Here is an 8,983-nt window from a genome sequence, read left to right on the forward strand (position 1 = left end):
CTGGTGCTGCTGCTGGCGGCACTCGCCACGCGTTCGCTGGCGCTGTTCTTCGTCGGCACGGCGGTGGCCGGCATCGGCTTCGGCGGCGCCTTCTCGGCGCTGGTGCAGACGCTCGCGCCGCTGGCCCAGTCCCATGAACGCGGCGAACTGTTCGCGGCGATCTTCGTGGTGAGCTACCTGGCCTTCAGCCTGCCGGCGATGCTCGCGGGCTTCCTGGTCGCGCCGCTGGGCCTGTTGGCGACGGTCGAGGGCTACGCGGGCGTGCTGCTGCTGGTCGCGGCCGTGGGCACCTGGAACCAATGGGCGCCGCTGCGCCGGCGTGCCGCGCCTTAGTTCGGTCGCGCCGCGAGGATCGCGGCCACCGCTTCGCCGAAGCCCGCGCCGCGCTCGCCGCGCGTCACGTAGTGCGGCAAGAACTCCAGCTGCGGCACGAAGCGCGCGACGTTCGCCACGCCGATGCTGTGCGCGAAGCTGCGGAACATCAGCTGGTCGTTGGTCGAGTCGCCCACGTAGGCCCAGCGCGCGATCTCGTCGTCGAGCCGGCGGCCCCAGAGCTCGCGCACGATCCAGCGCGCGCCCTCTAGCTTGTCGTTGCCGCCGTACCAGCCATTGACGTGGATGCTGCTCACGGTGGCATGCATGCCCTCGCCGCGCATCAGCGCCACCACGCGCGCGATGGTGGCCTCGTCGAGCCGTACGAACTCGCTGTGGTCGATCGCGATGTCGGTCTCGCGGCCCGGCGAGTCGGTGGCGCGGCCGGCGCCCGGAATCTCCGCCTCGATGCGCGCCAGCACCGCCTGCATGCGCCGGTAGTTGGCGGCGCGCGTGGGCGCGTCCTGTTGGTAGCGCTTGCCGATGCCGCCGCCGGGCAGCGGCAGCAGCGCCACCGCGCCGTTCTCGGCCACGATCGCATCGACCGGCCAGGCGTTGACGAAGGGCTCGCTCCAGCCCACGGGCCGGCCGGTGATCGCCACCACGTGCAGCCCGGCCGCGCGCAGCGCGCCGAGCGCTGCGAGTGCGTCGGCGGTGATCGCGCCCTCGGTGGTCAGCGTGTCGTCGATGTCGGTGAACACGCCCGCGAGCGTGGCGCGCGCGGTGGCGGGCCATTGGCCCAGCGGCAGCAGACGGTCGGGCGAGGCGGGGAGGGAGGAAGACGTGGTGGAGGAGGACATGGCGGACGGCACGGCAGGAGCGCGGATCGTACCGGTGGCCGCGCGCGCCGCGCTTTCGTGTAGCATCCCGCCCCCGCCGGCCGGTCGCGCAGACCGCACCGGCGCGGCCCGCCCATGTCCCAGATCGTCGTCGACCGCCTCCTCAAGACCTACCGCATCGCCGAGCGCGACCCCGGCGTGCTCGGTGCCGTGCGCGGCCTGCTGCACCGCCGCCATCGCACGGTCGAGGCGCTCGCGGGCGTGTCCTTCGCGCTCGAGCGCGGCGAGCTGCTGGGCTTCATCGGTCCCAACGGCGCGGGCAAGTCCACCACCATCAAGATCCTTTCGGGCATCCTGCGGCCCGACGGCGGCAGCGTGCGCATCGACGGGCGCGATCCCTTCGCCGACCGCGAGCGCCACGTGGGCCGCATCGGCGTGGTGTTCGGCCAGCGCACCCAGCTGTGGTGGGACCTGCCGGTGGGCGAGGGCTTCGACCTGCTGCGCGACATCTACCGCGTCGACCGCGAGCGCTACCGCCGCACGCGCGACGAGCTGGTCGCGCTGCTGAGCCTCGAGCGCGTGCTCGACCAGCCGGTGCGCCAGCTTTCGCTGGGCCAGCGCATGCGCGCCGAGATCGCGGCCGCGCTGCTGCACGAGCCCGAGATCCTGTTCCTCGACGAGCCCACCATCGGCCTCGATGCGCCCTCGAAGCTCGCGGTGCGCGACTTCGTGCGCCGCGCCAACCGCGAGCGCGGCACCACGGTGCTCTTGACCACGCACGACATGCACGACATCGAGGCGCTCGCGCGGCGCGTGATCGTGATCGGCCATGGCCGCGTGCTGGCCGACAGCCCGGTCGAGGCGCTGCGCGCGCAGGTGCTGGCCGAGCGCCGGCTGGTGGTCGACTTCGCGCAGGAGGCGCAATTGCCCGACGATCTCGGCGCCCACTGGCCCGGCGTGCGCGTGAACGCGCGCGACGGCCGCACGCTGGTGCTCGACTTCGATCCCGCGGTCGTCTCCGCGCCGGCCTTGATCGCGCGCATCGCGGCCGAGCATGCGGTGGAGGACATCCGGCTCGAGGGGCTGGCGATCGAGGCCGTGATCGCGCGCTTCTATGCGATGCATGGAGCGGCCGACGCATGACGGACGGATGGCGCGAGATCGCGCGCCCCTACACCGCGGCCTTCGCCTCGCGCTTCCTGCAGATGCTGCAGTACCGCACCGCCGCGCTCGCGGGCTTCGGCACGCAGTGCTGGTGGGGCGGCATCAAGGTGATGGTGTTCGCGGCCTTCTACGGCGGCGCCTCGGCGGCCGCGCAGGCGCCGATGTCGCTCGAGCACGCCATCACCTACACCTGGCTCGCGCAGGGCCTGCTGGTGCTGATGCCCTGGCTGGTCGATCCCGAGGTGGCGCAGTCGGTGCGCACCGGCTCGGTGGCCTACGACCGGCTGCGCCCGGTCGATGCCTATGCGCTCTGGTATGCGCGCAGCGCGGGCTGGATCGCCGCGCGCCTGCTGCCACGCGCGGCGCTGATGCTGGGCTTCGCCGCCGTCGCGCTGCCGCTGCTGGGGCTCGGCGCCTGGGCCTGGCAGCCGCCGGTGGGCGTGGCGGCCGCGCTGGCCTTCGCACTGTCGATGGGGCTGGGCCTGGCGCTGTCGACCGCGATGGTGATGCTGCTCAACGTCGCGACCTTGTCGGCGCTCAACGAGCGCGGCATCAACGCGCTGTCGGCGCCGCTGGTGATCGTGCTGTCGGGCAACCTGCTGCCGCTCGCGCTGCTGCCCGATGCCTGGCAGACGGCGCTGCTCGTGCAACCGCTGGCCGGGCTGATGGACATTCCCGCGCGGCTGTACTTCGGCCAGCTGCGCGGCGCCGACGCGCTGCTGGGGCTCGCGCTGCAATGCTTCTGGATCGCGCTGCTGGTGGCCATCGGCCGCTGGCTGCTGGTGCGCACCATGCGCAGGCTGCAGGTGCAGGGCGGGTGAGGTCGGCATGAGCAGGTCCCCGGGATCGATCGCGCTGTTCCTGCGGCTGGTGAAGGCCTCGGTCGGCGCGCAGGCGCGCTACCCGGCCTCGGCGCTCATGCTGACGGTGGGCCAGTTCCTCGTCACCGGCATCGAGGTGGTCGCGGTCTGGGCCATGTTCCACCGCTTCGGCGAAGTGCGCGGCTGGACCCTCGGCGAGGTCGCGCTGTTCTATGGCCTGGTCAACTGCATGTTCGCGCTGGCCGATGCCCTGGGCCGCGGCTTCGACGTGCTGGGCACCGAGTTCCTGCGCAGCGGCGCCTTCGATCGCCTGCTGCTGCGCCCGCGCCCGCTCGCGCTGCAGCTCATGGGCCACGACTTCCGCATCAGCCGCATGGGCCGGCTGCTGCAGGGGCTGGCGGTGATCGGCTTCGCGACCGCGCAGGCCGGCATCGCCTGGACGCCCGAGGCGGTGGCCGTCGCGCTGTTCGCGCTGGCCGGCGGCGTGGCGCTGTTCCTCGGCATCCTGGTGCTGCAGGGCACGCTGGCCTTCTGGACCGTCGAGAGCCTGGAGATCGCCAACGTGCTGACCTATGGCGGCGTGCAGGCGGCGCAGTATCCGCTGGCGCTCTACGCGCGCTGGTTCCAGCGCCTGCTCACCTTCGCGGTGCCGCTGGCCTGCGTGGCCTATTACCCGGCGCTGCTGATCCTCGGGCGGCCCGATCCGCTCGGCGCGCCGCACTGGGTGGGCTGGGTGTCGCCGCTGGCGGGCTTCGTCTTCCTCGCGCTGGCGTTCCGCGTGTGGGGGCTGGGCTTGAGGCATTACGCCTCGACGGGCAGCTAGCTGATCAGGAAACGCACGCGAAAGCGCAGCCGGCGCACGCGCGAGGCGCCGTCGATCGCTTCGAAGTCGTCGGCCGCCGAGGCCGCCAGCGGCGCGGCCGCGGCCATCGCGAAGCCGTAGTCGCCATAGGAGCCCGTGCGGTCGGCGTCGGCGCCGAGTTCCTCCACCTGCGCCACCGAGCCGAGCGACACGCCGGCCTCGCGCGCGATCACCTGCGCCCGGGCGCGCGCCTGCTGGATCGCGGCCGCGCGCGCCGCCGATTCGGCCTCGGCCGAGGCGTCGAAGCGCGGCTGCAGCATGTCGACCGAGAGCGAATGGCGCGCGTTCTCGAACAGCGGCTGCAGCGCGTCGATCGCGAGGTACAGGCGCTGCGTGTCGCGGCAGCGCAGCAGCACGCGGTGCGAGACCTCCTGCCCCGCGCTTTTGCGGCGGTACCACGGCTGCCAGGTGTCGCGGCCGCCCTCGCTGATCTCGTCGGCGCCGAGGCCCGCGGCCTTGAGCGCGCGGATGGTGTCGTTGCGCAGCCGGGTCGCCTCCTCGAAGGCCGCTTCCGCCTTCGAGGCCTTCACGGTGAGCGTGAGCGCGGCGCGCTGCTCGACCACGGTTTCGGCGATGTCGCCCTGGCCGGCGACTTCGATGTAGGTGTCCATGGGGTTCTCCTGGGTGGCGCGCGAACCCCGGCAGACTGCCTGCCTGCTCAGCCCGCGCTCTGCAGCGCCAGCCCCGCGTGTTCGCGCAGCGGATGGAAATGGATCTTCGGGAAGCGTTCCTGCGCCAGCCGCACGTCGTACGGCGAGGTGCACAGGAAGGCCAGCGTGTCGGCCGCGTCCTTGGCCATGCGCTGCGGATAGGCGTTGACGAACTCGCGCAGCTCGGCCGGCGTGTCGGCCGTGATCCAGCGCGCGCCGGTGTACTGGCAGCCCTCCAGCCGCACGTCGGCGTCGTACTCGGCCTTCAGCCGGTGCTGCACCACTTCGAACTGCAGCTGGCCGACCGCGCCCAGCAGCATCGGGCCGCCGATCTCGGGGCGGAACACCTGGATCGCACCCTCCTCGCCGAGCTGGGCCAGGCCCTGCTGCAGCTGCTTGGTGCGCAGCGGGTTCTTGAGGATCACGGTCATGAACAGCTCGGGCGCGAAGAAGGGCAGGCCGGTGAACTGCAGGCTCGCGCCGTCGGTGATGGTGTCGCCGAGCTGCACGCCGCCATGGGTGGTGAAGCCCACGATGTCGCCCGCATAGGCTTCCTCGACCGCCTCGCGGCGCTGGCTCATGAAGGTCACGACGCTGGTGGGGCGCAGTTCCTTGGCGGTGCGCTGCACCTTGAGCTTCATGCCCGGCGTGTACTTGCCCGAGGCCATGCGCACGAAGGCGATGCGGTCGCGGTGGTTGGCGTCCATGTTGGCCTGCACCTTGAAGACCACGCCCGCGAAGTCCTTGTCCTCGGGCTGGATCTCCTTGGTCACCGGCTGGCGGTTGACCAGCGTGGTGCTGGTGCGCGATTGCGGCGAGGGCGCGAGGTCGACCAGCGCGTCGAGCACTTCCATCACGCCGAAGTTGTTCACGCCCGAGCCGAAGAACACCGGTGTCTGCTTGCCCGCGAGGAAGGCCTCGCGGTCCCAGGTGGGCGAGGCGCCGGTGGCGAGTTCCATGCTGTCCATGGCGGTCTCGAAGTCGGCGCCGAAGCGCTTGGCGAGCGTGTCGCGTTCGCTCAAGGGGATGGTCTCGAAGTCCTGCGGCAGGCGCTCGCTGCCCGACTCGAACACCGTCATGGCCTGCGTGCGCAGGTTCATGATCCCGCGGAAGCTCTTGCCCTGGCCCACGGGCCAGGTCATCGGCACGCAGGGCATGCCGAGCTCGCGCTCCACCTCGTCGAGGATGTCGAGCGGCTCGCGCACCTCGCGGTCCATCTTGTTGACGAAGGTGATGATCGGCGTGTCGCGCTGGCGGCAGACCTCGATCAGGCGGCGGGTCTGCGCTTCCACGCCGTTGGCCGCGTCGATCACCATCAGCGCCGAGTCGACCGCCGTGAGCACGCGGTAGGTGTCTTCCGAGAAATCCTTGTGGCCGGGCGTGTCGAGCAGGTTGATCACGTGGTCGCGATACAGCATCTGCATCACCGACGAGGCCACCGAGATGCCGCGCTGCTTCTCGATCTCCATCCAGTCGGAGGTCGCGTGGCGCGAGGCCTTGCGCGCCTTCACCGAGCCGGCGATCTGGATCGCGCCGGAGAAAAGCAGCAGCTTCTCGGTCAGCGTGGTCTTGCCGGCGTCGGGGTGGGAAATGATCGCGAAGGTGCGGCGGCGGCGGGTTTCGGAGGCGAAAGACACGGTAGGGCCAAGTAGAAGGGGTCGGTCGGGCGAACCGGCGATTGTCGCAGGTCACCCCGCGGACCGCACCCCTGTCCCTCAGTTGTGCCCGTGGGGCAGCGACAGCGCGTCGTCGGCCGCGACGAATCGCCGCGAGGCCTTCGGATCGCGAAACACCAGCGGCTGCGCCGGCAGCTCGCCCGCGTCGGCGCGGCGCACGGCCTCCAGCACCTCGCCGTGCGCGGGGCTCTTGGCGCACACCGGGTCGGCCGCCGCGGCGTCGTGCGCCAGCATGTAGGCTTGGCAGCGGCAGCCGCCGAGGTCGCGCTCCTTGTGCTCGCAGCTGCTGCAGGGCTCCTTCATCCAGCCGGTGCCGCGGTAGCGGTTGAAGCCTTCCGAATCGCGCCAGGCGCTGCGCACGCTGGTCTCGCGCAGGTTCGGGAACTCGAGGCCCGGGAGCATGCGCGCCGTGTGGCAGGGCAGGGCGGTGCCGTCGGGCGCGACGGTCATGAACATGCTGCCCCAGCCGTTCACGCATTTCTTGGGCGCGGCCTCGTGGTAGTCGGGCGCCACGAAGAAGATCCGCATGCGGCCGTCGAGCTTGCGGCGCCAGGCCTCGGTGGCGACCTCGGCCTTGCGCATCTGCTCGCGCGTGGGCAGCAGGTGGGCGCGGTTCTCGCGCGCCCAGGCGTAGTACTGGGTGTTGGCGAGCTCGAGGTACTCGGCGCCCATGGCCTCGGCCATCTCCACGATGCGGTCGATGTGGTCGATGTTGAGCCGGTGGATCACCACGTTGAGCACCATCGGCCAGCCGTTGGCCTTGATCAGGCCGGCCACCTTCTGCTTGAGGTCGAAGGTCTTCGTGTGCGAGAGGAAGTCGTTCATCTCGCGCGTGGAGTCCTGGAACGAGAGCTGCACGTGGTCGAGGCCCGCGGCCTTGAGCGCCGCCGCGCGCGCCTCGCTCAGGCCCACGCCCGAGGTCAGCAGGTTGGTGTAGTAGCCCAGGCGCCGGGCCTCGGCCACCAGCACTTCGAGGTCGTCGCGCAGCAGCGGTTCGCCGCCCGAGAAGCCGCACTGCACCGCGCCCAGTTCGCGCGCCTCGCGCAGCACGCGCAGCCAGTCCTCGGTGGGCAACTCGTCGGCATGGCCGGCGAAATCGACCGGGTTGTAGCAGAAGGCGCAGTGCAGCGGGCAGCGGTAGGTGAGCTCGGCCAGCAGCCACAGCGGCGGACCCGGCAGTGCCGCCGTCGCGCTCACTTCAGCACCACCCAGCGCTGCGCGAGCGCGATCTCGAGGAAGGCCAGCACCTCCTTGCCGAGGCCGGTGGTGTCGAAGCATTCCTCGAGGTCGAGCACGATCGCGCGCACGTCGCTTTGGCCGTCGCAGCGCTTGAGGATCTCGCCCGCGCTCTGGTTGAGCTTGACCATGCCCTCGGGGTAGAGCAGCACATGGCAGTCCTGCGCGGGCTCCCACTGCAGCCGAAAGCCCTCGGCGATGCCGGGCCGGCTGTCGAGCGTGGGCGCGCTCATGCGGCACCTCCCTCGGCGGCCGGCGTCACGCCGTAGGCCAGCGCCATCGCATCGTTCATGGCCCAGAGGATGTCGAGCTTGAACTGCAGGATGTCGAGCGCGCGCTCCTGCTGGGCGCGCGTGGCGAAGTGCTCGAGCGTGAGCGCCAGGCCCTGCTCGACGTCGCGCCGCGCCTGGCTCACGCGGTTGCGGAAGTAGGCCAGGCCGCCGGGCTCGATCCACGGATAGTGCTCGGGCCAGCCGGCCAGCCGCTGCTTGTGGATCTCGGGCGCGAACAGCTCGGTCAGCGAGGAGCACACGGCCTCCTGCCAGGGCGCGCGGCGCGCGAAGTTCACGTAGGCATCGACCGCGAAGCGCATCGCGGGCGTCACGTGGCGCAGGTCGACGATCTCTTCGCGCGCGAGGCCGGTCGCGATGCCGAGGCCGATCCAGGCCTCGATGCCGCCGGGATCGTCGCCGCTGCCGTCGTGGTCGACGATGCGCTGCACCCAGCCGCGCCGCACCTCGCGCTCGGGGCAGTTGGAGAGGATCGCCGCGTCCTTCACGGGAATCGCGATCTGGTAGTAGAAACGGTTCGCTGCCCAGCCGCGCACCTGCGCGGGCGTGGCGCGGCCCTCGTTGAGCATGCGGTTGAACGGATGGTGGATGTGATAGGCCTTGCCCCTGGCGCGCAGCTGCGCCTCGAACTCGGCGTGGCTCCAGGCCGGCTCGCCGCTGGGCGTGCGTGGCGGCGCGAGGGAGATGTCGATGAGGGCGATGATGGGCTCCTGGGTCCTGGCTGTTCGTTCGTCGTGCTCAGAGCACGATCTCCATGCCGTCGAAGGCGACCTCGATGCCGCGCCGGTCGAGCTCGGCGCGCTCGGGCGAGTCCTCGTCGAGGATCGGGTTGGTGTTGTTGATGTGGATCAGCACCTTGCGCGTGCGCGCGGGCAGGTCGGCCAGCCATTCGAGCATGCCGCCCGGTCCCGACTGCGGCAGGTGGCCGATGCTGCGGCCGGTCTTGCGGCTGAAGCCCAGCGCGATCATCTCGTCGTCGCGCCAGAAGGTGCCGTCGACCATCACGCAGTCGGCCGCGCGCATCGCGGCATCGACCTCGGGGCTGTGCGCGCCGAGGCCCGGCGCATAGAAGGCGCTGCGGCCGCTCGCGGTGTCGGTCAGCGTGAGGCCGATGTTGTCGCCGGGCACGGGAT

Annotated in this window: 10 protein-coding genes and 1 pseudogene; 4 read left to right on the top strand and 7 right to left on the bottom strand. The window is 71.4% G+C overall.

The window, feature by feature from the left end; translation table 11 throughout:
• A pseudogene (locus AC27VN_RS23575) lies at positions 1-333 on the top strand (MFS transporter); the annotation flags it as partial.
• Here AC27VN_RS23575 and AC27VN_RS23580 read toward each other — a convergent pair.
• Positions 330-1,172, bottom strand: coding sequence for an HAD-IIB family hydrolase (locus AC27VN_RS23580; protein ID WP_490878071.1), 843 nt, complete (start codon positions 1,170-1,172; stop codon positions 330-332). The pseudogene AC27VN_RS23575 and the gene AC27VN_RS23580 overlap by 4 nt on opposite strands.
• Positions 1,173-1,286: 114 nt before the next feature.
• On the opposite strand from AC27VN_RS23580, the gene AC27VN_RS23585 reads away from it, so the two are divergent.
• From AC27VN_RS23585 to AC27VN_RS23595, 3 genes are read left to right on the top strand one after another with little or no spacing between them, the layout of a single operon-like run.
• Entirely contained in the window at positions 1,287-2,294 is a 1,008-nt protein-coding gene (locus AC27VN_RS23585) for an ABC transporter ATP-binding protein (protein ID WP_490878072.1), read from the top strand.
• Positions 2,291-3,136, top strand: coding sequence for an ABC transporter permease (locus AC27VN_RS23590; protein ID WP_490878073.1), 846 nt, complete (start codon positions 2,291-2,293; stop codon positions 3,134-3,136). The genes AC27VN_RS23585 and AC27VN_RS23590 overlap by 4 nt, the downstream gene beginning before the upstream one ends.
• Positions 3,137-3,143: 7 nt before the next feature.
• On the top strand, positions 3,144-3,959 hold the full coding sequence (locus tag AC27VN_RS23595) for an ABC transporter permease (protein WP_490878074.1): 816 nt from the start codon (positions 3,144-3,146) through the stop codon (positions 3,957-3,959).
• Here the strand turns inward: AC27VN_RS23595 and AC27VN_RS23600 are convergent.
• The 6 genes from AC27VN_RS23600 to AC27VN_RS23625 form a co-directional block, all read right to left on the bottom strand.
• Positions 3,956-4,609 carry an SIMPL domain-containing protein gene (locus AC27VN_RS23600; protein WP_490878075.1) on the bottom strand — a complete coding sequence of 218 codons (654 nt, stop codon included), beginning with the start codon at positions 4,607-4,609 and terminating at the stop codon, positions 3,956-3,958. The two genes, AC27VN_RS23595 and AC27VN_RS23600, sit on opposite strands and share 4 nt — an antisense overlap.
• Before the next feature lie 47 nt (positions 4,610-4,656).
• The gene (locus tag AC27VN_RS23605; RefSeq protein WP_057590743.1) at positions 4,657-6,285 is read right to left on the bottom strand and encodes a peptide chain release factor 3; all 1,629 of its coding nucleotides are present in this window, start codon (positions 6,283-6,285) and stop codon (positions 4,657-4,659) included.
• A gap of 78 nt (positions 6,286-6,363) precedes the next feature.
• Entirely contained in the window at positions 6,364-7,521 is a 1,158-nt protein-coding gene (gene pqqE, locus AC27VN_RS23610) for a pyrroloquinoline quinone biosynthesis protein PqqE (protein WP_490878076.1), read from the bottom strand.
• The gene (gene pqqD / locus AC27VN_RS23615) at positions 7,518-7,793 is read right to left on the bottom strand and encodes a pyrroloquinoline quinone biosynthesis peptide chaperone PqqD (RefSeq protein ID WP_057590745.1); all 276 of its coding nucleotides are present in this window, start codon (positions 7,791-7,793) and stop codon (positions 7,518-7,520) included. The genes pqqE and pqqD overlap by 4 nt, the downstream gene beginning before the upstream one ends.
• Positions 7,790-8,536, bottom strand: coding sequence for a pyrroloquinoline-quinone synthase PqqC (gene pqqC / locus AC27VN_RS23620; RefSeq protein ID WP_490878078.1), 747 nt, complete (start codon positions 8,534-8,536; stop codon positions 7,790-7,792). Before pqqC ends, pqqD begins: the two co-directional genes overlap by 4 nt.
• A 52-nt stretch (positions 8,537-8,588) precedes the next feature.
• On the bottom strand, positions 8,589-8,983 hold a 395-nt coding region (locus AC27VN_RS23625; protein ID WP_490878077.1), incomplete at its 5' end, for an MBL fold metallo-hydrolase.

This window comes from Variovorax sp. 20P10.2.4 (genome assembly GCF_058244205.1).

Coding starts and splice junctions, on each gene's coding strand:
- AC27VN_RS23595 (WP_490878074.1), top strand. CDS start 3,144: ATGAGCAGGTCCCCGGGATCGATCGCGCTGTTCCTGCGGCTGGTGAAG.
- AC27VN_RS23590 (WP_490878073.1), top strand. CDS start 2,291: ATGACGGACGGATGGCGCGAGATCGCGCGCCCCTACACCGCGGCCTTC.
- AC27VN_RS23585 (WP_490878072.1), top strand. CDS start 1,287: ATGTCCCAGATCGTCGTCGACCGCCTCCTCAAGACCTACCGCATCGCC.
- AC27VN_RS23580 (WP_490878071.1), bottom strand. CDS start 1,172: ATGTCCTCCTCCACCACGTCTTCCTCCCTCCCCGCCTCGCCCGACCGT.
- pqqD (WP_057590745.1), bottom strand. CDS start 7,793: ATGAGCGCGCCCACGCTCGACAGCCGGCCCGGCATCGCCGAGGGCTTT.
- AC27VN_RS23600 (WP_490878075.1), bottom strand. CDS start 4,609: ATGGACACCTACATCGAAGTCGCCGGCCAGGGCGACATCGCCGAAACC.